Genomic DNA, 22524 nt, shown 5'->3' on the forward strand with positions numbered 1-22524 from the left:
ATTAAGAAACAGGGACTTTATGGAGCGGACCGTTCTGTGTGAAGTGGTCAACGACTTTTCTCTTGTTCCAGAGCAATGGAGGACGGGAACGTTGAGTTTTGGGTTTGGAAGCTGAGCGAAAAACAGAGAGGACAGTCTTAATCACCTGCTGGGGAACAGTCGAAAATCTTTGACGTAGTGATAGCTTGGCTTCGGCAGCATTCGACTTGAAAGTTAAGGCGTCCCCAAGGCGTACCATATCTTCCTTCCCATTGCATGGCAGGTATTGAGCGTAATGCGCCTCTGTGGTTTTGGTATCGGCATGCCCCATCATACGAGCAATCAAAGCGACAGGCACACCGTGAGAGAATGCGTGAGAAGCAAAAGTATGGCGCAGTTGCGAAGGGCCTCGGTGTTCAACGTCTGCATCCTGCAGAAATTTTGTGAAAAAACGTTGAGAGAAGTCTTTGCTGTTCTTAAACATGTTGCCGGTTAAATCGTCAATAAAAATGGGTTCGATAGCAACGTTTGTCATTGAATTAACGCTTTTGTCTTTCATTTTTATCGTGTGCTGCGGACCATGACCGGTGAGGGAAAACTGTTCTTTTAATAATTCTAGAGCCTCGTCAGTTAAAGGGATGACGCGCTTTGATTGCTTCGTTTTAGGCGGATAACAATAGTCTAAAGCCCGGGCCCGGTTAATACTGATAGTACCATCCTCCCAACTCACATCGCTCCAGGCGAGTACCACCGCTTCTTCCATCCGTATTCCGGTATAAGCCGCAAAAAATACCAAGCGTTTGGCGGAATACTGCAACGTCGATGTGTTCTCCATTTTTCGAAGTTCATCTTTTGTGAAAGGCTTCTTCTCTATAATTTGGTCACGAGACAAACTTTTGATGCCTTCGCAGGGGTTTAGTGACCATAAGCCATTCTTGTGTGCAATATCACATAACTCCCTAAGCATGATCAGACGATTGTTGATAGTGGCATTTGAAAACTGACTTTGCCAATCCAGAATCAACTCTATCAGGTTGCAATGACTCAACTTATTGAAATCAAAGTTCTCTTCTATGTCCGCACAAATTTTGTTCAGGCTACTGTTGTAACCTTTTGCGGTTGACTCTTGATAGGTCGCGTTGTTTTTCTTCTCTAACAGAGTTTTATATTGCCCCAGTTCCATTGTTCATCTCCCTATCACACAGGCGGCGCCTGGCTTCTAGAGAGGGGAATGACAAGACAAAAAAACTCGAAAATGTGTTGTGCTATTTTTTTGGAGAAACCTATTTTTTAATTTGCCTATGTCAGAGAATATCGACTTTAAACTCAGAGATAACCTCGTTAAGTCTTTGCTGTGAAAGCCGTTTACCATAGCGACCATAAGTCATATTAGGGTGAACATGTCCCACCACTTCTGCGACTTCATGTTCAGGTACATTCCGTTGTTTTAACGCATCAATGAAGGTGTGCCGAAATCCATACGCGGTGGGTCGCGACTTTGCCGGCATCCCAATTGTAGTTTGTAACCGGCCGAACTGGACCCGATACCCCTTTGACCAATCTAAATCTTTACCGACAGGCTTCCAGTCAAACAAAGTGCCTCTGTTCAACACCGTGCGACGAGCCACATAGTCAAGAAAACCCATGTCTATAAGAGTTTGATGAATAGGGAGACTGCGAAGGGCATGTTTGTTTTTGATTTTCTGCTCTGGGTGTTGATCCGTAATGGTGAGGGTGGCTGAGGAACCCTCGCTTGCAATGTCTTTGACACGAAGTTGGCAAGATTCTGAGGGGCGAAGCCCCATATAGATAAGCAGTAATGTCGTCCATTGAAAGGACTCAGACGTGTGCTGAAAGGCCCTACTCGAAAGCAGTTGCTCAATCTGTTTACGGGACCATCTAGGACGCTCCTCAGAGGCAAACTGATGCGTTCGAAACGATACGGTGACCCCATCGAATGGGTTTTTAGTTAAGTGGTCTGTCATGGTCAACCATTTGGCAAATTGTTTTGCGGCGTGCCAGTAGTCCTTCTTGGTCTTTGCACTTTGGTCTCTGGCTTGCAAGTGGTCAGAAAACTTAACGACGTCAGCGCCAGTGATGGAAGAGAGGGTTAGGTGGTGCGTTTCCAAGTAGTCCAGAAAATACCGTGTACGCTGGTCGAGTTGATGAACGCTAAGGTTTGAGATTTGAGCGTTGTTCTTGCTCTCGATAAACGCCTGTTGCCAGGCTCTATCAACCTTATTATCGCATTGTCTTGAAGAGGGGGCGTCCGGCTTTGTCGATTCAAGTTTGATCCCGGAGGGACAAAATCGCCGTTTTAAAGACTGGATCGACAAAACGACTTTCGCACGTATTTCCTTAACGCAATCCCTATCTGGATGGAAATTATCTAGGGACTGGAGTATCGCGCTGATGATAGGTTGACTGCGTCGAACCGCGATAGCTCGCTCTTTCGTTTCAAGACTGAACTTAAAATCGAATGGGAAGCCGAGTGCAACCAAGCGTTTGGGAGCGCAGACACGACCATAGTAGACAGAGTAGTGATTTTTATACAGATACATTGACTCACCTTATTGACTCAGTAAGCCATTCAAGTGGGTCAGAAATGAAAAAAGCCGCTGATAAATCAGCGGCTTAAATGTGGCGGAGAGATAGGGATTTGAACCCTAGATACGCTATTAACGTATGCCGGTTTTCAAGACCGGTGCTTTCAACCACTCAGCCATCTCTCCGTTGCGGGTCGTATAATAGTGAGTAGCGCTAAGCTTGTAAAGCGTTGAACTAACGAAAAAGAACTGATTGCTTGTTTAGTAATCACAATTTCCATTCTGCTGATAAATTAAACAGAACAAAATAGACGCTCAAAGTCACACTTTGTAGAGTGTTTACTTCACTCTAGAACAAATAAATAAAATGGTGTTTTATTGCTATTATTATGAAAGGTAAGGTTTTTTATGCTTTGAGGATACAGGTGTTCGCCCGAAAGTGATTGCATCAGTTTGTGAACTGATTCAAAATATCTGGTATAGCCAGTTGTGCTTAAACTAGTAAGGAAATTTATGAAGGTCACTAATCTATTTAAAGACAAAGTTGATGCGATCTCTGCTCATCAAGCTGAGTTTAAAAATTGGATGTCTCCATCGCCACGCGACTACTGGAGTGACTTTCTGGATAAAGCTCAACATAGTTTTCTGTTCTCGAAAGTTCGCGAACACCAATTGCCAGCGGTCAATGAAGAGGTTTCCCCTCAGCCAGCGCCAATCGTCATGGCACCTGAAGCCCAAAAGCTTTATGCAGAATTAAAACAGCAAATTGGTGAAGTGATTCATGTCGGTGATTGGTTACATGTATCGCAAGAGCGTATTAATCAATTTGGTGCGATCACTGAAGATATGCAATGGATTCATACTGATCCAGAACGTGCTTCCGCAGAGTCTCCGTTTAAGACGACTATTGCTCATGGCTTCTTGACCCTAGCATTGTTACCAAAGCTGACTGACTCAGTTGATGAAGAGAAATCGCTTTTCCCGACAGCCAAGCTGGTCGTAAATCTGGGGTTAAACCAGGTACGTTTTCCGTATCCGGTAAAATCGGGTAATAACGTTCGCGCTGTGAGTACATTGTCAAAAGTAACGCCAATCAAGAAAGGTCTTGAGATTGAGCGTGAAATCAAAGTGGAAATTGAAGGTGTGCGCCGTCCGGGTGCGATTGTTGTCTCAGTTATTCAACTGCATTTCTAAACGACGTTTAATTGACTAAATGAAAAAGAGAGCATTTTTATGCTCTCTTTTTTGTTGCAGTCACTACTGATTGAATTTCTTCACAGGTGTGTAGCCATATTCTGCAACCGCTTTTTGACCTTCATCTGATTTCAAAAATGCGATGAAACCTTTCCCTGCCTGTCCTAATGAATCCACTTTGTACAGAATTAAGAAAGGTCGCGCCAGTACGTACTTGTGGTTCGCTATGTTCTCTGATGTCGGCTCAATGCCGCCCAACTGGATAGGTTTTACTGAGTGGTCAACTGAACCTACTGAGATAAAACCAATCGCACGGGAGTTATGGTTTATGATTGTTTTTACCATGCTATTGCTGTTTACGACTAGATTATTGGGGCTGATATCGGAAACCAAACGGTCATTGATGATTTTGGTGAGGCCCATTAAGCTTTCAAAGCTGTAACGTGATCCTGACGACGCTTCTCGTGTGACAACCGCAATAGGTTGGTCGGCTCCGCCAACTTCTTTCCAGTTTTTGATTTTACCTTTATAAATATCAAATATTTGCTGCTGAGATAGGTTCTCTACTGAGTTTGCACGGTTTACAACAATCGCGATGCCATCGTAAGCGATTGGAATAACATTAAGATCTTCACCCTTTTCGATTTCTGTCAGGTAGCGGGAGCTCATTCCAATCTCAACAACGCCTTTGTTCACCATGGTGATGCCAGCGCTCGAACCTATGCCTTGGACAGCAATGTAATCATCTGGATGGGTCTGATTATATTTTTCAGCCAGGACGTCCATTACGCGAGCAACGGAAGTCGAACCTGAGATGTGTACTTCTTTTGCCATCGCTGAAGGAAGAGAAATGGCCATGGCTAGCAGAGTCGCCACAGTAAAACGAAACATATTAAACTCCATATACGGGATAAAGCAGCGCCTATACTATTTCGTTCAGGTTACACTTTTGTGAACCGGGAATGCTTTAATAATGGAAAAGTTTGTTGTAATGGTTTGAGCGGAATGACTTTAGATCATTGAATGAGAAATTGCGATTGACGCTCCCCGCTTTTAGGGGCACTTGGGTATATACTAAGAACTACCTGTCAGGAGATTGTTCATGTCCGTATCCCAAATGGCGACCAGTCGTTTATACAAGTTAGTTCACGCGCTATGTTCTGCACGTAACGCTAACTTGCCTGTAGAGCAGGGTAAATGTCTTTATGAAGCAATAGAAAATGGGGTGGAGCTTCATCGTGCTCATTTCTTGTTAGATTCCCAGCACAGTGAATATACGTCTCCGGTAGCTAAAATTTTGTTCGATGCACAGACACAACTCTGGCGCTTTTACATTCCGAGTTACCGAACAGGGGATTTGAAGTGGATACCGTACGCTACGCTACCGTACTGTCAGTCACTTGATGTGCTGTTAGCTGAGCTAGACAGCGATCCGCAGGATTGTTTCTGGGAGTAAATCGTTTACGGGTTTACTTGAATAAAAAAGGCGCTCTTCGGAGCGCCTTTTGAATTTTTATATAGTGTCTTCAGCTTTATTCACTAACCGTTTGCTCTGCTTGCGCTTTTGGCGGCTCTGCGAATACCTGAGTTGGCTTTGCAACAAGGCTACGGTTTTCTTGATTAACATCAGCCAGAACCACTTCAAGTGTGTCGCCAAGTTTGTACATAACCTCTTGGTCGATAGAGATCGTACCGTTTTCACCGTTACACTCGATACGTTCTTTATTATCAACAATGAGCGAGCCAGGAATAAAGGCTGCCGCGCCATTCTCAAGCAGACGAACACGTGCACCTGCACGATTGATATCGAAAATTTCACCTGTGTAACGAGTCTGCTTGCCAGGCTCATCGGCAAGAGTGCGAGCATATAGCCAATCTGACACATTACGTTCAGCAATTTTGTGGTGCTTACGATGCAATGCCAGCTCTTCACCAACCTGATCATCCGGTTTCTGAACAGGTTCTTTGTCGAGAATAACGGCTTTTAGCATACGGTGGTTAATCATGTCGCCGTATTTACGAATAGGTGATGTCCAGGTCGCGTAGATGTCTAAGCCCATTGCGTAGTGTGGAAGAGGTTGGTTACCCACTTCACTGTACGCCTGGAATTTGCGCAGGCGGTTATCCAGGTAAGAGCTCTCTTGGGTAGACAGCCAGCGACGCAATGCGGCAAAGCCTTCCAGTGTCGCAATCGAATCTGCTGTAAAACCAAGGACGCCTTCTGCGTCAACCAACTGAACTGCGTCTTCAATTTTCTCTGTTTTCAGACCGGAGTGAGTATTGAACACACCAGTTTCAAATTTAGCGCGTAGAGTACGACCAGCACAGATGTTAGCTGTGATCATAGACTCTTCTACAAGGCGGTTTGCGCTACGACGCAAGTCTGCGTGGATCGCGATAACGTCGTTGTCCTCACTCAGTTCGAAGCGGTAATCCGGACGATCAGGGAACACTACAGCATTCTTTTCGCGCCAGTCAGCACGAGCAATAGAGAATTCATAAAGATCGCGAACAATCGTTGCGATTTCCTCTGATGGTTGCCATGCGTCTGAACTGCCATGCTCCAGCCAGTCAGATACGTTGTCGTATGCCAGGCGAGAGTGAGATTTGATATTTGCTGCGAAGAACTGAATATCGTCACCAATCACACCGTCTTTGTTAACTGTTACTGTACAGCAAAGAGCAGGGCGGACTTCCCCTTCGATTAATGAGCACAGGTCGTCTGCTAGATCACGAGGTAGCATTGGAATGTTGCGACCAGGTAGGTAGATGGTGTAACCACGCTCACGCGCAACTTTATCCATTTCGTCTTCTGGTGTGATGTACGCAGTTGGATCTGCAATAGCAATCGTCAGTTCGAAATCACCAGACTCTGTTTTTTTCGCGTGCAGCGCATCGTCCATATCTTTGGTTGATTCACCATCGATAGTCACGAAAGGTACGTGGGTCATGTCCAGGCGCTCTAGGTCTGCGTCGTCTTTTAATTCCCAGTTCTCGATGCCTGCAGGTTCTGAATTAGGCAGATCGTTTTGTGCCAGCGTTACCCACCAAGGTGCGATTTTATCATTGGCATCGGTAATTTTTTCTGAGATTTCTACGAAGAAACCGTTATCACCCTTTAATGGGTGACGAACAAGATGAGCAACTACCCAGTCACCTTCATTGAAGTTATCGGGCTTCAGGCCTTTCTTCAGTTTTGCTTTCAGCGACAGCTTTTTTAACTGAGGGTGATCAGGAACAACATTCAGCTTTCCTTTGAACATTTTTACCCGGCCAATAAAGCGGGTAAGAGACTGTTCTATCAGTTCTTGAGGTTCTGCAACTTCTCTTTCATTCTCCGTACGGATAATGGCAACGACTTTGTCACCATGTATGCACTTTTTCATGTACGCTGGCGGAATGAAGAAACTGGTTTTACTGTCTACTTCAAGGAAACCAAAGCCTTTATCTGTTGCTTTGATTGAACCTTCTTTTTTAGGCAGGTTCTCTTGGATTTGCTGCTTAAGCTGGGCTAATAGCGGGTTGTCTTGAAACATCTTGATTTTCTATCTGATTGTTTTTAAATAAATTTATTGGTTCACCTAAAGACTACCTAATATCCATCCTCTTAATGTGAGTGAAAGTATTAAGTTGCTCGATGGTCGCAATAAATTTACCGAAAGAGTTACTGCGCCACATGTTACCTAGCATAGTAATGATTGTATAGTGATCATTACTTTCAGTGTTATACCCAAGTGACTTCAGGTGCCGAAGTCGGTGTCTGTCTTGTTTGTATATATGCATAAATGTTTATTGCGTATGCATGTATTTTTTGAAAGTGACCTTAAATGTTATGCGACTCTGACTAGGATAATTATATCTAGCACGTGGGAACCTTATGGGTCACTATGTAGGATTAATCTGAAACGTCTAAATGCATATGTTATTTTCATATTTTTTGATTTCCCCCTGTTTTATGTAGCGATTGCAATAGGTTAAAACTAAGCACATAAATAAATAAATTATCAAAACGTTTTATCTTTTTGAGCGTTGGTGTGAAAGTTCATGAGTAGAAGCCTGAAGTCAGCAATCATAACCCCTTTCGTTATCATATTTTTTATTACCTTTGTTGGTATGACTGCTTTCCAGTTGTATCAATTCGAACAGAGAATCGGTGATGTTGGGGCGAAAAAAATGTCAGCCGTTACCGAAAGCGTTGGAATCAGGTTAGATTATTTTTTGAAGAATCCACTATATGTAGGTAAGGCAGTCGCGAATTTAATTGCTTTTGACAATGTTAAGCAAGACCAAGACTTATCTTTGGTTCAACATTACTTAAAAATAACAGTTTCAGATAGTTACAAACAAATACCTCAAATTGACATGATTGGATATGGGACCGATTCAGGAGATTATGTTGCTTATCGCAAGAGTGATAACAACGAGTCGCAGTTGATTCTTAAAGACAAGCGTACTGATGGAAAAATGACTTTCTTTGAAGGGAGGTCAACACAATCAGATGCCAGCATGATAATTAGTCGATACGACCCGAGAGAGAGACCGTGGTATTCTCGTGCAATGCAAACCAACACTGCGACGTGGTCAGATGTGTATACTAGTGTCTTTGAATACCATCCCACTCTTACTGCTGCTATTCCTGTTATTGATGATTCCTCTAATATAAATGGTGTTTTGGGCGTAGATATTAGAATTGGCACGTTAACGCAATTTCTACTTGATCTGAAAAATAAATTCGATGTGATGATTTATATTTTGGATGATAAAGGAAATATCATTTCTCACACAGGACTAGAAAATACGAGTAATTCTGATTATCACTCTAACAAAATCAGGTTTGATACCTTAGTCGACCCTGTTATTACTCAAAATGTAAGATACCTTTCTGAATCGGGCCTTGAGCAGATTCATGACACCATAACTTATCAAACAGAGTTTTCAGGTAAAACTTTTTTAAATAGTGTGGCACCTTATACTCTGAGTAGTGATGATGGTGTTATGGCTTATGTTGGTATCACTATACTAAAAGATACATTATATGCAGAGACAATACACAACCGAGTGACCAGTTGGGTAGTAGGCCTTATAATTTGTATCGTTGGTTTGTTTATTGTCGCCAATCATATTAATAAAATTATATTTCCGATCGAATTGGCTATAGCGGCAGCCAATAAATTAGCGAATGGACATAAGATTAAATCCATTACTACTAAGAATAGTCCAGTCAAAGAAATTCAAATGTTAGTATCGAGTTTTAATCGTATGTCAGTAACTGTTGACAGCACTATTAAGAAACTCGAAAGCAAAGCATTTTACGATGAAGTCACTGGATTTCTGAATAAAGCGGGTATGGTAGACAGTTATAATCGTCATGACAACAAGTCTGGTACTTTGTTTATTTTTGGTGTGGATGAATTTAATAGTATTTATGATTCATTAGGTTATGACAAAGGAGATTTGGTCAAAAAGGAACTCGCAAATCGGTTTTATAAAGTCATTGAAAATGACGTCTTAATGGCAACGCTTGCTGGTGGGAAATTTGCTGTATATTTACCCAAGGAGTTAGATTTCACCCAAGCAAAAGCTTATGCTAAGAGTATTAAGCAATTTTTAACTGAACGTTTAGTGATTGATGGAGTAGATATTGCCTTTAGAATGTCAGTGGGTGTAGTTACGGAGACCCAACAGTACTCTGGGATGGAGCAGTGTTTACGTAGTGCGAATATCGCGCTTTCTGTAGGCAAACAAGGTTCAGGTAGAATTTTCCATTTCAACAGTGCAATGTTGGAAGATATAGAACTTAAGACTAAAATGTGTGCCGAGATTAAACAAGGGATCGAAAAGCAAGAATTTGTTCCTTTTTATCAACCGTTAGTTGATTTAAAAACCGGTAAGGTTATTGGTGCAGAAGCGTTAGCTCGTTGGATTTCTCCTAAATTAGGCATCGTCCCACCAAACAAATTCATTCCTATCGCGGAAGAATACGGTTTTATCGATCAACTTGGCCAGTCTATTTTGTTGCAGGCGTGTACCGATGTAACTAAGGGTATTCACGAAGGCAAATGGTCTTCAGATTTTAAAATGCATGTGAATATTTCTGTGCTGCAGCTTTCGCGTTCTTCTTTCTTAACGAGTTTACAAGAGATCATCAATAGCACGAATGTGAATCCTAAAAATCTGTCATTAGAGATCACTGAATCGGGGCTTGTTGAAAATACGGGCATTTTTAAACGTAATTTAGATGCCATTATTGCAATGGGTATTCATGTCTCGATCGATGACTTTGGTACAGGTTACAGCTCACTTTCTTATCTACAAGAACTTGATTTTGATTGTTTGAAAATTGACCGTGCATTTATTAGTACGTTGACGGAAGAGAACTGTGATTCTTCATTAACTGCGATGATTCTAAACATATCGAAAACGATTGATTCTTATGTTGTCGCTGAAGGCATTGAGACTGAAACACAAGCTAAGTTACTAAATAAACTCAATTGCCACATAGGTCAGGGGTATTATTTTGGTAGACCCGCTCCTTATGAGGATTGGGCGTCGAATGATTCGGTGTAGTTGAATCATTTGATGTAACTTAACGGCGTGCGATTACGCGATAATGATTGCGTACGACTATACTTTAGTATAAGAGTAAAAAGCGAGCTTTCATGCTCGCTTTTAGTTTTATTGCGTCATGTTTGAGTATTATTCAACTAGAACTGAGAATTATTATTTTAGGGTGTGGGAATTTTAAATCTTACCATATCAGATTTTTCTGAAATCTTTCTATTTTAATTTTATCATTTCTTTTGAGGTGAAGAATCTATTAAATTGTAGGGGATATAATTTAATAGTCATATTATAAGAAAAAATCATGAGAAAAAGTCTAAAGTCAGCGATAATTATACCGTTCTTTATTATATTTGTTATTACTTTTTTGGGTGTTTCTATTGTCCAATTCTATAACTATGAAAAAAGAGTTGGCATTATAGGAAATGATAAGATGTTATCTGTTTCAGATAATATTAAAATAAAGCTAGATCACTTCCTTAACGAACCGTTACATTTAGCAATGATGATGGCCAAAATAATTGAATCTGAAAGTATTACAAAAGAAAAGGAACTGTCCAGAATTCAAACTTATCTTAAAAATTTCATTTCAAATATCAATGTTGAAGTTCCTCAAATAGATATTGTTGGTTATGGTTCAGAGTCTTCAAATTATATTGGTTATCAAAATAATTCCGATAACAAGAGTCAGCTTATTCTAAAAGACCAACGTACGAATGGGAAAATGACTTTTTTTTCCGAGGACTCGCCAAAAAGTAATACCGTTATGGTCATCAATAATTATGACCCTAGAGATAGGCCATGGTATTCATTTGCAGTTGAGATGAAGCGTCCTGTGTGGTCAGACATATATACTAGTATCTATAATTCCACACCAACAATATCAGCTTCTGTTCCCATTGTGGATAACTTAAAAAACACAAGTGGTGTGTTGGCTTTTGATATTAATATTAATACCTTGACTGAATTTGTGCTTGATTTGAAAACTAAGCACAATGTGATGGTTTATATTTTAAATGGTGATGGTAGAATTATTGCTCATTCTGAGGATAGTGACTCTAGTGGCTTGTCTAATTTAAGAAAAGCGCTTCCGCCAGTAATGACAAAGAGTTTAAGGCATTTGTCTTCACAAGCTATACTTGGCGAGTTAGAAGATACAATAAGTTATCAAACGGATGTTGAAAGTGAAGTCTACTATAATAGTGTAACCCCTTATGTTCTTTATGGTGAAGCTGGACTCCGTTGGTACATTGGTATTTCTGTGTCTAAAGATTCTCTATATAAAGGTATCTTTGTAAATAGAGGAACCAGCTGGATTATTGGTGCTTTTATTTGCCTTATTGGGCTTTTTATATTTGCTATATACATAAATAAAATTATATTGCCTATCGAGTTAACAATCACTGCCGCTAAACAAATAACATCAGGGGATAAGATAGGAACTATTGCTAATAGTAGTAAAATAAACGAAATAAAAATGTTGGTGACGAGTTTTAATCGTATGTCAGTGAAAGTTGATAGTACGATTATGAAGCTAAAAGATAAAGCCTTTACCGATGAATTAACTGGGCTACTGAGTAAGGCGGGATTGGTAGACAGCTATAAAACGCTTGATAACAAACAAGGTGCTTTGTTTATATTCAGTATCAGTGCTTTTAATAATATTAATGATTTACTAGGGTACGACAAAGGTGATTTAGTGATTAAGGAAGTTGCAAATCGTCTGAATAAATTTGTTGAAGATGATGTGTTTATCGCAAGAATTGATGGTGGTAAATTTGCTCTATTCTCATCAAAGGACTTGGATTTCCGACAATCTAAAGCTTACGCCGAGCGTATTAAGCAGCTTTTAACGGAGCGTCTGATTATAGATGATGTAGATGTTGCTTTCAGAATCTCTGTGGGTGTTGTTACAGATGTTCAAAAATATTCAGGAATGGAACTCTGTTTGCGCAATGCCAGTATCGCACTGTCTGAAGGGAAAAAAGGACAAGGACGAATTTTCCACTTTAGTGACGAGATGCTGGAGAAGATTGAGCATAAGACTCGAATGTGCGCCGAGATTAAAAGAGGCATCGAAAAGCATGAGTTTATCCCGTTTTACCAACCTATTGTCGATTTGAAGTCAGGTAAGGCTGTCGGAGCCGAAGCGCTGGCTCGTTGGATTTCACCTAAATTAGGTATGGTTCCACCGGATAAGTTCATTTCTGTCGCGGAAGAGAATGGCTTTATTGAACAACTGGGTGATTCAATCCTTTCTCAGGCTTGTCTGGATGTTACTAAGGGTATTGCTGAAGGAAAATGGCCAGCAGATTTTAAAATGCATGTGAACATTTCTGTATTGCAGCTTTCACATTCATCTTTCTTTACCAGTCTACAAGACATTATCAATAGTACAAATGTTAACCCGAAAAACCTTTCATTAGAGATCACCGAGTCAGGGCTTGTGGAAAATACGGGGGTATTTAACCGTAACCTGGAAGCTATTATTGCAATGGGTATTCATATATCGATTGATGATTTTGGTACGGGTTATAGCTCTCTTTCTTATCTACAGAAACTGGAGTTTGATTGTTTGAAGATTGATCGTGCCTTTGTGAGTACATTGACTGAAGAGAATTATGAGTCATCGTTAACTGCGATGATCGTAAAGATATCGCAAACCATCGATACCTATGTCGTCGCAGAGGGGATTGAAACCGAAACACAGGCTAAGCTACTGAGTAAACTCAATTGCCAGCTAGGTCAGGGTTACTACTTTGGTAGGCCGGCGCCTTACGATGACTGGGCAGCGAGCTGATTTCGCGTTGTTAAACATATTTACTTAACTTGATGGAGTAGGGGACACGATAATCAATGCGAACTATTATTATCTGTAAGCACAACAGCGCTGAAAATTTTACTCAATTAAGGGGCCCTGAAAGTTGGTGAGCTCCTTATGATTTGGTGACGAATTTGTCAGTGCTATGGGTGTTTACCTTCTAGGATAATGGTGGGTTGGTGGTAAAATATGCAGAAATGCCATAATTGAGAATAAATTGTGATGTATTTCAATTTTTTCTGGCTTTTTTTATGCTTTTAAGGAATAATCCGCCTCCCTTAGTCGTCCCTAATGGCTTATCGCGGTTGTGTACTGTACTAATTTCTATATTAGTAGTGGATTTCGTATCTGGATGAATCAGTATCGAATTGGAAGAGCATATGGGACTGTTTTTTTGTTTAATTAAGTAGGATCCCAATGCAAGATTCTGTTATTCAATTCAGTGATTTATCTCTGAATGATTCTATCCTTTCTGCTCTAGACGGAATGGGTTTCGTGTCACCAACTCCGATTCAGGCTGCGGCAATCCCTCACCTGTTGGAAGGTGCTGACGCGCTGGGCAAGGCACAAACGGGTACAGGTAAAACGGCAGCATTTTCTCTGCCTCTTCTAAACAAACTAGATCTTAATCAACGTAAACCACAAGCAATCGTACTTGCTCCAACTCGTGAGCTAGCGATTCAGGTTGCCGCTGAAATGAAGAACCTTGGTAAAAATATCAAGGGCTTGAAAGTTCTGGAAATCTACGGTGGTGCATCTATCGTGGATCAAATGCGTGCGCTTAAAAGCGGTGCGCATGTTGTTGTTGGTACACCTGGCCGTGTTCAAGACCTTATTAACCGTGAACGCTTACATTTAGACGAAGTTAGTACCTTCGTTCTGGATGAAGCGGACGAAATGCTAAATATGGGTTTCGTTGACGACGTGACTGCAATCATGGAGCACGCTCCTGAGTCAGCACAGCGCGTTCTATTCTCTGCAACGATGCCTCCAATGCTGAAAAACATTGTTGAGCGCTTCCTACGTGATCCTATCACTGTTGACGTTGCAGGTAAGAACCACACTGTAGACAAAGTTCAGCAGCAGTTCTGGGTAGTAAAAGGCGTAGAGAAAGATGAAGCGATGTCTCGTCTTCTTGAAACGGAAGAAACTGATGCATCTATTGTATTCGTACGTACTCGTCAAGACACTGAGCGTCTAGCTGACTGGTTATCTGCACGTGGCTTTAAAGCGGCTGCACTGCACGGTGATATTCCTCAGTCTCTACGTGAGCGTACTGTTGATCACATCAAACAAGGTGTTATCGACATCCTGGTTGCAACTGACGTTGTTGCACGTGGTCTTGACGTTCCACGCATCACACACGTATTTAACTACGACATCCCATTCGATGTTGAGTCATATATCCACCGTATCGGCCGTACGGGTCGTGCTGGACGTAAAGGTAAGGCGATCCTTCTGGTTCGTACTAACCAAATCCGTATGCTTCGCACAATCGAGCGCGTAACTAAGTCATCAATGGAAGAGATTCAACTTCCTATGCGTGACCAAGTTGCGGAATCTCGTCTTGCAAAACTAGGTGCAGAGCTCGAAGCTGAGAAAGAACACAAATCACTAGATAAGTTTGCTGAGCTCGTTGAGAAACTACAAACTTCTCTGGACATCGACCCAGCAATGCTTGCTGCTATGCTTCTTAAGCGTCAGCAAGGTAAGCGTCCTCTGTTCTACATTGGCGCAGACCCAATGGTTGAAGCAATTGAACGTGATAAGCAACGTCGTAAAGAGCGCCGTGAAGGTGGTCGTGAAGGCGGTCGTAGCTTCAATAACCAAGACTGGGATACTTACCAGCTGCAAGTTGGTCGCGAGCAGGGCGTTCAGGTTAAAGACATCGTTGGTGCTCTGGCAAACGAACTTGGCCTAGGCAAAGGCTCTATCGGTGCGATTAAGCTAGCACAAGGTCATACATTCGTTCAGCTACCAAAAGCAATGACTTCTGAAGCTGCTAACAAGCTAAGCAAGCTACGTATCCGTCAGCAAGATGTCGGTGCAGTAGTTTGTGACTTTGATGACTTCCGTGAATCTCGTGGTGGTCGCCGTGACGGTGGACGTCGCGATGGCGGTCGTCGTGATGGTGGTGGTTACCGTGGTAATCGCGATGGTAACCGTGAAGGTGGTCGTCGCGAGGGCGGACGTCGTGAAGGCGGTTTCCGTGGTAACCGTGACGGCAACCGCGATGGCAACCGTGAAGGTGGCGAGCGTCGTTTCGACCGTAACCGTGGTGGCGATCACCGTGGTGCACACCGTGGTGAACGTGGCCACGGTAATGGCAACAGCCGTGGTCGTCGTCCACAAGAAGCATAATCGAGTCTGTATATTTTAAATACAGAGGCAGATAAAAGCTGAATTTGAAAGCCGGGCTATTAAAGCTCGGCTTTTTTACACCTGAAGAAAATCGCTCGTTGCGTTAATTTAGTATTAAAGAGTAATTGATTAATGAGAGGCATTGCCTATTACACAGGTATGTTTGCTTCATTAATTATTATGGCTGTTTATTGATAATATCTTGTTTTCAATTGGGTTCATTATTGTTTACTGCTCTTTCTGGATATTTTTCATCCTTCAAATAAAATTAAAAGATGCTCTAGATCAATAAAAATTGTTCAATTAGAACTAGAAATCTAAAAGATTGTTGAAAGATTAAAAAATTATTGAATAATAGGTGGCAAACAAGAAGTACGCAGCGCGGAAGCGCAATTATAACCTCTGCTCCACAACAGGATAACTAACTCATGTCTAATTCGTTTGTACTGGTGATCAACTCTGGTAGCTCATCACTCAAATTCGCGGTCATCGATTCAACATCAGGTGATGCTGTACTCAGTGGTCTAGGTGAATGCTTTGGTCTTCCAGATTCTCGTATGAGCTGGAAATTCAATGGTGAAAAAAACGAAGTATCAATCGAAGGTGACGATAGCCATCATAAAATCGCTATCGGAAAACTGGTAGGTTTAACTGAAGAGTTAGGTCTGGCGAAGAGCCTAGTAGCGGTAGGTCACCGCATTGTTCATGGTGGAGAGAAATTCACAAAAACCGTTCGCATTACAGGCGAAGTGACTCAAGAAATTGAAAAGCTATCTGATCTTGCGCCATTACATAATCCTGCTGGTGCAATCGGTATCCGTGCAGCGATTGAAGCATTTCCTAGCCTGCCTCAGTTCGCTGTTTTTGATACTGCTTTCCACCAGACCATGCCTCAAAAAGCATTTACCGGTGCAATCTCACATGAGCTTTATGAAAAGTACGGCATTCGCCGCTACGGTTTCCACGGCACAAGCCATTACTTTGTTAGCCGTGAAGCAGCAAAAATGCTTAACAAGCCTTTAGAGCAATCAAACTTCATCACTGTTCACCTTGGTAATGGTGCTTCGGTTTGTGCGATCAAAGACGGACAATCAGTCGATACATCAATGGGCTTTACTCCATTAGCAGGTCTAATGATGGGCACTCGCTCTGGTGACCTTGACCCTGGTATTATCGAGTTCCTGATGAAAAAAGGCTGGACTCAGGAACAAGTATTCGAAACGCTGAATAAAAAATCTGGCTTCTTAGGTGTCTCTGGTGTGACTTCTGACGCTCGCGGTATTCTGCAGGCAATGGAAGAAGGTCACGAAGGTGCGAAACTGGCTTTTGAAGTATTTACCTACCGCGTAGCGAAATACATTGGTTCGTACCTGATTCCTTTAGATAGTCTGGATGCGATCATCTTTACTGGTGGTATTGGTGAAAACTCTTTGGATATTCGCCGCGAAGTACTGAAGAACCTAAACCTGCTTGGCTTTGTTGAAAATGTTGAAGGCAACGAAGCAGCCCGATTCGGTAATGCTGGCGAGATTGGTAAATCAGAGATGCTAGATGCGAAAGTACTTGTGATTCCAACCAATGAAGAGTGGGTGATTGCTCAGCAATCGGTTGAACTTTTGTAATTTAAAGTAAAACAGATAGTTAAAAGCGAGCTTAGTGCTCGCTTTTTTGATCTTATATGTTGGATAGACCATCGCTAAGCATGTGTTGGCGACACGCCCATTGCTTACTAAATTGCCTTCTGTAATTCGTTTTGCTGCTACAAGTTAGCGAGGTTAGTGTTGAATTGTTTTTGTCCCATTTCGCGTTAAAGTATTTACCCAGTATCAGGGAAATCTCGCAGATTCCTTAGTATATGTAATTTGACTAGCCATAGATGCAGGCAATATCAACTTATAGGATTTCATCGTCGTCCCACTCCCAGTCAATTTGGGAAATATCACGGGATACTTTGTGTAAATACCATCCGAGCAAAGCGACATTAGAAAGAATTAAACTATAAAGGTAAAAAGCATATCCTACCCTTAGAGCTTGTATGTGACGTAACTACTGGGCTTACCATGGCAATTGGGTGCCGTCGTAGACAAAAAATAAACCTGAATGTTTAAGTTTTAAATTGTCGATAACATTAAGCATGCCTTTAACACTCTCTTCTACTGTTACCTTGCCATCCTTTCCACCCATATCGGTTTGTACCCAACCAGGATGAATAGCCATGGTCTTCACTCCCGCTTCGGATAGTTCACAGGCGAGCGATTTAATTATTTGGTTGAGGGCGGCTTTTGATGCTCGATAGCTGTATCGACCTCCTGAGCGGTTGTCATCGATACTGGCGAGTATCGAGGTCAATCCAATGATGGTTTTGTCTTCGCCAGCAAGAATATTATTAAGTAAAGCTTGCGTGATTAACATGGGCGCAATGGTGTTGACCTTTAATACATTTATCCATTCATTTTGCCCCATATTGCCTAGGTTTTCACATTCATCTCCGCTCACTCCTGCGTTATGAATGAGTACATCAATGGCGGTATCTGCAAATTTTTCTGTCAAAGCGAGAATATGGGACTCATTACTCACATCCAACGTATGAATACAAATGGTTGGATAAGTTTGTGTCAAGAGAGACAACTCTGGGGCTGTGTTAATGTCACGACAGCATGCAATCACACGCCACCCACGCTGAGCGTATTGTTTAACAAGCTCTAGGCCTAAGCCTCGATTGGCTCCAGTGATAAAAACCGTTTTCATTGTGAGCTACCTAAGTTGATTATAAGTAAGAATTAGCTGGTCAATGCCGAGCTTTGACCAGCTTGTAACCATTGTCGTGATACTTACTTCACAAGTACGTTTGCTTCCGACAAATGAACTTCTGTACGTTTATCAAGACGTCCACTCATTCGAGTAAGAGCGAGCGCAACGATCACTATCACGGCTCCAATCCAAGGGGTATGCATTAAGCCCATTTCTGACACAATCATACCGCCTCCCCAAGAGCCAAGCGCAATACCCACGTTAAACGCCGCAATGTTTAGACCAGAAGCGACGTCTACCGCGTCAGGAGTGTATTTTTCAGCTAGCTTAACCACATAGACTTGTAAACCAGGAACATTACCGAATGCAAAGGCCCCCCAAACTAAAATGGTCGCTACCGCTGCTATAGGGTTAATGGCCGTAAAGTTAAATACAACTAATACGGTGGCGAGTCCCGCAAAAATAATCGTCAGTGCTTTTATTGGCCCCATCTTATCGGCCATTTTGCCGCCCCAAATATTACCAATCGCTACTGATACGCCGTATACCAACATAATTAGGCTGATTGCATTGGCGCTGAATCCTGTTTCCTGTTGCAAAATCGGCGCAAGAAAAGTGAAAGCGGTAAAGGTACCACCGTAACCGAGTGCTGTGATGGCATAAACCAGTAGTAGTCTTGGTTGCGTTAACACTTTTAGTTGGGATGACAGTTTAGCGGCAGCAGGCTGTTTTAGGTTGTTTGGCACCAAGAAAGCACTACCAATCAAGGCAATAAGTCCTAATAGCGCTACAATCAAAAACGTCGATTGCCAACCAAAGGTTTGGCCGATGTAAGTACCAAGCGGCACGCCCGTTACTAATGCCACGGTTAATCCCGTGAACATAATCGCAATCGCGCTGGCTGCTTTTTCTTTAGGTACTAGGCCAGTCGCAATTGTGGAGCCGATTGAGAAGAACACACCATGGGCTAAACCAGTCAAAATGCGAGCCACGATAAGGGTGTTGTAACCAGGTGCTTGCCATGCCAATAAGTTGCCAATCACAAACAGTGACATAACAGCAATGAGGACGTGCTTACGGTTCCACTTTCCCGTTAGCGCGGTTAAAACAGGTGCGCCAATCGCAACACCGAGTGCATAAAGGCTCACCAATAGTCCTGCGGATGGTAGTGAGACGTTTAGGTCAGAAGCCATGGTCGGGATCAATCCCACGATCACAAACTCCGTCGTTCCGATAGCAAAGGCGCTGAGCGTCAATGCGAGAAGTGCTAATGGCATATCATTTACTCTCTTTTGTTAGGTTCTAGTACACAGCAGCGAATGTGCTTATCAACGTGTCGTGCTGCCGTGATTTGATGGCGGGATTTTGCGTGGAAATGTCGTTGCAAAAAATAGGTTATTTAACAAATAATATTTGTTATAAATGCAATAATTAAAACGAAACTGTAGAGTAAATGGTAGGCAGCATGCGCACGAAATCGGACGATTTAGAAATTCTACTTACTGTCGTTGATGCTGGCGGATTTACTGCGGCAGCAGAAAGTTTAGATATACAGGTGGCACGCGTATCACGAGCGGTGAGTAAGGTAGAAAGTCAGCTTGGCGTGACGATATTAAACCGAACCACAAGACGGATTGAATTAACCGATGAGGGGCGGCAATTCGTTGAGTCGGTGCGAATAGGGCTGATGCAGTTACAGCAAGCGGAAGACGAGATCATATCCCGTGGGGAATTACCCAAAGGGCGACTGCGTGTTGATGCCGCCAGTCCGTTTGTGTTTCACCAGTTAGTCCCACTCGTTCAGCCATTTAATCAAGCCTATCCTGATATTGAGTTGGAGTTGACCTCCAATGAAGGTTTTGTTGATTTACTAGAAAAGAAAACCGATATCGCTATTCGTATCGGTGCATTAAATGATTCAACTTTACATGCAAGGCCTCTTGGCCGAAGTTTACTTTACATTGTTGCTTCACCTGATTATTTATCAAAGCGCGGCTTTCCGAGTAAGAGTAGTGATTTGGAACATCACGATACCATCGGATTTTCAACACCAAAAACACTCAATGAATGGCCTCTGAAAGGTTTTTCAGGGCTGAGACCCACGCTGACCTCAAGTAACGGTGAAACGGTGAGACAGCTAGCATTGATGGGAAATGGAATCGCCTGTCTATCGGGTTTTATGGTGAAAAAAGATATTGCGGAAGGAAGATTAATTTCGTTGTTAGAAGGTGAAAAAATCGGCAAATCAGGCAGGGAGCAAATTAATGCTGTCTACTATAAGTCTTCTTCTGTTGCCAAGAGGATTTCTGCTTTTATCGATTTTATTCAGCCGAAACTGGATCTGTAAATCGTTCAACGCGAGGTAACTCCGTACCTCGCTTAGGCTATTTCCTCTGGCACCCTGGACAAGATAGATTCCTATAAAAGTCGATGAGTCATCGACACCCAATAAGACCATTGCTGTAGTGCGCTTAGACTGTTGCATTTTTAACAAATATCATTTGTCTTTGTTGCTATCAATGCGATGCATTGAGTTTGTTAATATCCCTCTCAAGAAATAAGAGGGCTTATTATGTCTAAATCACTTTTTCAACCTATCCAATTGGGGGCGTTGACTCTCAAAAACCGCATCGCAATGGCACCGATGACTCGTTCACGCACGTCTCAACCTGGTGATGTACCAAACGAGATGATGGCAACCTACTACCGTCAGCGTGCCAGCGCTGGTTTGATTGTCACAGAAGGCGCTCCTGTCTCAGCCGTTGGTCGGGGCTACTCTATGACCCCAGGCATTTACACAGAAGAACACATTGAAGGCTGGAAGAAAGTGACTAAGGCTGTTCATGAGGAAGGGGGTAAGATATTTATCCAACTCTGGCATGTTGGCCGTCGTAGTCATTCCGATATTTCAGGTTCACAACCCCTGGCACCATCAGCGATAAAAATTCCAGATCAGGTCTTCGGCCCATTACCTGAAGGCGGGTTTGGCATGGTGGAAACCCAGCAGCCAAAAACAATGAGTGCAGATGAAATCCAAGCAACCATTGCCGACTTTGTTCAAGCTGCAAGAAATGCGGTTGAAGCAGGGTTTGATGGTGTTGAAGTTCATTCTGCGCATGGTTACTTGTTTGATACCTTTTTACGCTTAGAAAGCAACCAAAGAAGTGATCAATATGGTGGCAGCCAAGAGAATCGTATGCGCTTTCTGGTTGATACGTTACAAGCACTTACCGAGGAAATTGGTGGGGAAAGAGTAGCGGTTCGTCTGTCTCCTCATATCGGAGAGGGTTTTGCTGGGGATGATGTTGAAATTGTTCCACTAACGTTAGCATTGCTGGAAAAACTACAACCGATGAACCTTGCGTATGTGCATTTTTCAGAAAACATATCACGCTATGTAGAGGTGCCTGAAGAGTTTCGCCAGCAAGTACGCCGAATATACTCCAATCCAATCATGGTTGCAGGAAAGTTGACCAAGCAATCTGCACAACAGTTGTTAGACAAGCAGTATGCTGATTTCGTTGCCTTTGGTACGCCTTTTGTAACGAACCCTGATTTAGTCGCCCGATTTGCCCATGATTTACCATTGGCCGAGTTTGATGCCGATGCTAGGTTAACCTTGTATGGAGGCGGAGCCGAAGGCTACACCGATTATCCAACTTATCAGGCCTAATACACCAGGTACCAAGGACGATAACTCTTTGGTGCCTGACCTTTTCATTAAGCGGGTGGAAGTGATATGGAACCCTATCGAATTTGGCAATAAACTAGTCTGAGCGAAGAGCGAGCCAAAAGCTTAGGTATTCGCCAAGTTTATCGAGAACAGTCTCAAATCGACATGAAATACTTCGCCATTTTTGATGCAGTGAGTGGGGAAAATGCCGCTCATTTAGTGCCACGGTTGAGAGTGAATGGACATATTATCTGCATTCAAGACCGTATACCTAAACCTATTGTTCCTCCATTTACACGCACTATTTCTTACCACGAAATAGCCCTTGGAGCGTTACATGATTTTGGAGATAAATACGATTGGTATGCATTGATGAAAAACGGTGAAGCGTTACTTGAACGTATTGCAAATGGAAGCGTTGAAGTTAGTTTACCTGCATCTTTTAAATTCGATCAGGTGTCAGAGGCATTGAAACACAGTGAATTAACAAAACCAAAAACAGTGATTACATTGAGTTAGACTGCGCTATTTATTCTTTTGCTGGGAGTCACATAGCGCTGACTCCCTACACTTTGCTTGGTTAGTTGTTCTAATAGCTTATATTGAGTAAAACTCATCTCTGAAACATCGTTTAAAAT

At 42.3% G+C, this 22524-nt stretch carries 15 protein-coding genes and 1 tRNA gene; 9 read left to right on the forward strand and 7 right to left on the reverse strand.

Features of this window, described 5'->3' with window-relative positions:
* Position 1: 1 nt before the first annotated feature.
* From KHN79_RS17095 to KHN79_RS17105, 3 genes are all read right to left on the reverse strand, one after another.
* Positions 2-1162: a site-specific integrase gene (locus tag KHN79_RS17095; RefSeq protein WP_182010070.1), complete on the reverse strand. Its 1161-nt coding sequence runs from the start codon at positions 1160-1162 to the stop codon at positions 2-4.
* Between the two features lie 121 nt (positions 1163-1283).
* The gene (locus tag KHN79_RS17100; protein ID WP_182010069.1) at positions 1284-2540 is read right to left on the reverse strand and encodes a tyrosine-type recombinase/integrase; all 1257 of its coding nucleotides are present in this window, start codon (positions 2538-2540) and stop codon (positions 1284-1286) included.
* Positions 2541-2620: 80 nt separating this feature from the next.
* Positions 2621-2711, reverse strand: a tRNA-Ser gene (locus KHN79_RS17105).
* A 327-nt stretch (positions 2712-3038) separates the two neighbouring features.
* Between KHN79_RS17105 and KHN79_RS17110 the strand changes: the two genes are divergently transcribed.
* Entirely contained in the window at positions 3039-3719 is a 681-nt protein-coding gene (locus KHN79_RS17110) for a MaoC family dehydratase (RefSeq protein WP_182010068.1), read from the forward strand.
* 63 nt (positions 3720-3782) lie between these two features.
* On the opposite strand, the gene KHN79_RS17115 is transcribed toward KHN79_RS17110, so the two are convergent.
* Positions 3783-4610 carry a phosphate ABC transporter substrate-binding protein gene (locus KHN79_RS17115; protein WP_182010067.1) on the reverse strand — a complete coding sequence of 276 codons (828 nt, stop codon included), beginning with the start codon at positions 4608-4610 and terminating at the stop codon, positions 3783-3785.
* Between the two features lie 211 nt (positions 4611-4821).
* Here KHN79_RS17115 and KHN79_RS17120 point away from each other — a divergent pair, with 211 nt between their 5' ends.
* Positions 4822-5175, forward strand: a complete 354-nt coding sequence (locus tag KHN79_RS17120) for a DUF3024 domain-containing protein (protein ID WP_182010066.1) — start codon at positions 4822-4824, stop codon at positions 5173-5175.
* A 76-nt stretch (positions 5176-5251) separates the two neighbouring features.
* Here KHN79_RS17120 and rnb read toward each other — a convergent pair whose 3' ends face one another.
* The gene (gene rnb, locus KHN79_RS17125) at positions 5252-7255 is read right to left on the reverse strand and encodes an exoribonuclease II (RefSeq protein WP_182010065.1); all 2004 of its coding nucleotides are present in this window, start codon (positions 7253-7255) and stop codon (positions 5252-5254) included.
* A gap of 508 nt (positions 7256-7763) precedes the next feature.
* Here rnb and KHN79_RS17130 point away from each other — a divergent pair.
* From KHN79_RS17130 to KHN79_RS17145, 4 genes are all read left to right on the forward strand, one after another.
* Positions 7764-10286, forward strand: coding sequence for an EAL domain-containing protein (locus tag KHN79_RS17130; protein WP_182010064.1), 2523 nt, complete (start codon positions 7764-7766; stop codon positions 10284-10286).
* A gap of 298 nt (positions 10287-10584) precedes the next feature.
* A complete protein-coding gene (locus tag KHN79_RS17135; RefSeq protein ID WP_182010063.1) occupies positions 10585-13080 on the forward strand; it encodes an EAL domain-containing protein in 2496 nt (831 codons plus the stop codon).
* 438 nt (positions 13081-13518) lie between these two features.
* Complete coding sequence (locus KHN79_RS17140) at positions 13519-15462, forward strand: DEAD/DEAH box helicase (RefSeq protein WP_182010062.1); 1944 nt, start codon at positions 13519-13521, stop codon at positions 15460-15462.
* Between the two features lie 428 nt (positions 15463-15890).
* Entirely contained in the window at positions 15891-17084 is a 1194-nt protein-coding gene (locus KHN79_RS17145) for an acetate/propionate family kinase (RefSeq protein ID WP_211907310.1), read from the forward strand.
* A 433-nt stretch (positions 17085-17517) separates the two neighbouring features.
* Here KHN79_RS17145 and KHN79_RS17150 read toward each other — a convergent pair whose 3' ends face one another.
* Together KHN79_RS17150 and KHN79_RS17155 are read right to left on the reverse strand one after the other, a co-directional pair.
* Entirely contained in the window at positions 17518-18210 is a 693-nt protein-coding gene (locus KHN79_RS17150) for an SDR family oxidoreductase (protein ID WP_182010061.1), read from the reverse strand.
* Positions 18211-18293: 83 nt separating this feature from the next.
* Complete coding sequence (locus KHN79_RS17155) at positions 18294-19490, reverse strand: MFS transporter (RefSeq protein WP_182010060.1); 1197 nt, start codon at positions 19488-19490, stop codon at positions 18294-18296.
* Between the two features lie 188 nt (positions 19491-19678).
* On the opposite strand from KHN79_RS17155, the gene KHN79_RS17160 reads away from it, so the two are divergent.
* The 3 genes from KHN79_RS17160 (at position 19679) to KHN79_RS17170 (ending at position 22405) form a co-directional block, all read left to right on the forward strand.
* On the forward strand, positions 19679-20560 hold the full coding sequence (locus tag KHN79_RS17160; protein ID WP_182010059.1) for a LysR family transcriptional regulator: 882 nt from the start codon (positions 19679-19681) through the stop codon (positions 20558-20560).
* 225 nt (positions 20561-20785) lie between these two features.
* Positions 20786-21886: an alkene reductase gene (locus KHN79_RS17165; protein WP_182010058.1), complete on the forward strand. Its 1101-nt coding sequence runs from the start codon at positions 20786-20788 to the stop codon at positions 21884-21886.
* 165 nt (positions 21887-22051) lie between these two features.
* Positions 22052-22405: a hypothetical protein gene (locus KHN79_RS17170; RefSeq protein ID WP_244812774.1), complete on the forward strand. Its 354-nt coding sequence runs from the start codon at positions 22052-22054 to the stop codon at positions 22403-22405.
* Positions 22406-22524 lie beyond the last annotated feature (119 nt).

This window comes from Vibrio sp. B1FLJ16 (assembly GCF_905175385.1).
Lineage (GTDB): Bacteria > Pseudomonadota > Gammaproteobacteria > Enterobacterales > Vibrionaceae > Vibrio.

Excerpts from the sequence above, each read along its gene's own strand:
- KHN79_RS17095 (WP_182010070.1), bottom strand. The coding sequence starts at position 1,162 with ATGGAACTGGGGCAATATAAAACTCTGTTAGAGAAGAAAAACAACGCG.
- KHN79_RS17100 (WP_182010069.1), bottom strand. The coding sequence starts at position 2,540 with ATGTATCTGTATAAAAATCACTACTCTGTCTACTATGGTCGTGTCTGC.
- KHN79_RS17110 (WP_182010068.1), top strand. The coding sequence starts at position 3,039 with ATGAAGGTCACTAATCTATTTAAAGACAAAGTTGATGCGATCTCTGCT.
- KHN79_RS17115 (WP_182010067.1), bottom strand. The coding sequence starts at position 4,610 with ATGTTTCGTTTTACTGTGGCGACTCTGCTAGCCATGGCCATTTCTCTT.
- KHN79_RS17120 (WP_182010066.1), top strand. The coding sequence starts at position 4,822 with ATGTCCGTATCCCAAATGGCGACCAGTCGTTTATACAAGTTAGTTCAC.
- rnb (WP_182010065.1), bottom strand. The coding sequence starts at position 7,255 with ATGTTTCAAGACAACCCGCTATTAGCCCAGCTTAAGCAGCAAATCCAA.
- KHN79_RS17130 (WP_182010064.1), top strand. The coding sequence starts at position 7,764 with ATGAGTAGAAGCCTGAAGTCAGCAATCATAACCCCTTTCGTTATCATA.
- KHN79_RS17135 (WP_182010063.1), top strand. The coding sequence starts at position 10,585 with ATGAGAAAAAGTCTAAAGTCAGCGATAATTATACCGTTCTTTATTATA.
- KHN79_RS17140 (WP_182010062.1), top strand. The coding sequence starts at position 13,519 with ATGCAAGATTCTGTTATTCAATTCAGTGATTTATCTCTGAATGATTCT.
- KHN79_RS17145 (WP_211907310.1), top strand. The coding sequence starts at position 15,891 with ATGTCTAATTCGTTTGTACTGGTGATCAACTCTGGTAGCTCATCACTC.
- KHN79_RS17150 (WP_182010061.1), bottom strand. The coding sequence starts at position 18,210 with ATGAAAACGGTTTTTATCACTGGAGCCAATCGAGGCTTAGGCCTAGAG.
- KHN79_RS17155 (WP_182010060.1), bottom strand. The coding sequence starts at position 19,490 with ATGCCATTAGCACTTCTCGCATTGACGCTCAGCGCCTTTGCTATCGGA.
- KHN79_RS17160 (WP_182010059.1), top strand. The coding sequence starts at position 19,679 with ATGCGCACGAAATCGGACGATTTAGAAATTCTACTTACTGTCGTTGAT.
- KHN79_RS17165 (WP_182010058.1), top strand. The coding sequence starts at position 20,786 with ATGTCTAAATCACTTTTTCAACCTATCCAATTGGGGGCGTTGACTCTC.
- KHN79_RS17170 (WP_244812774.1), top strand. The coding sequence starts at position 22,052 with ATGAAATACTTCGCCATTTTTGATGCAGTGAGTGGGGAAAATGCCGCT.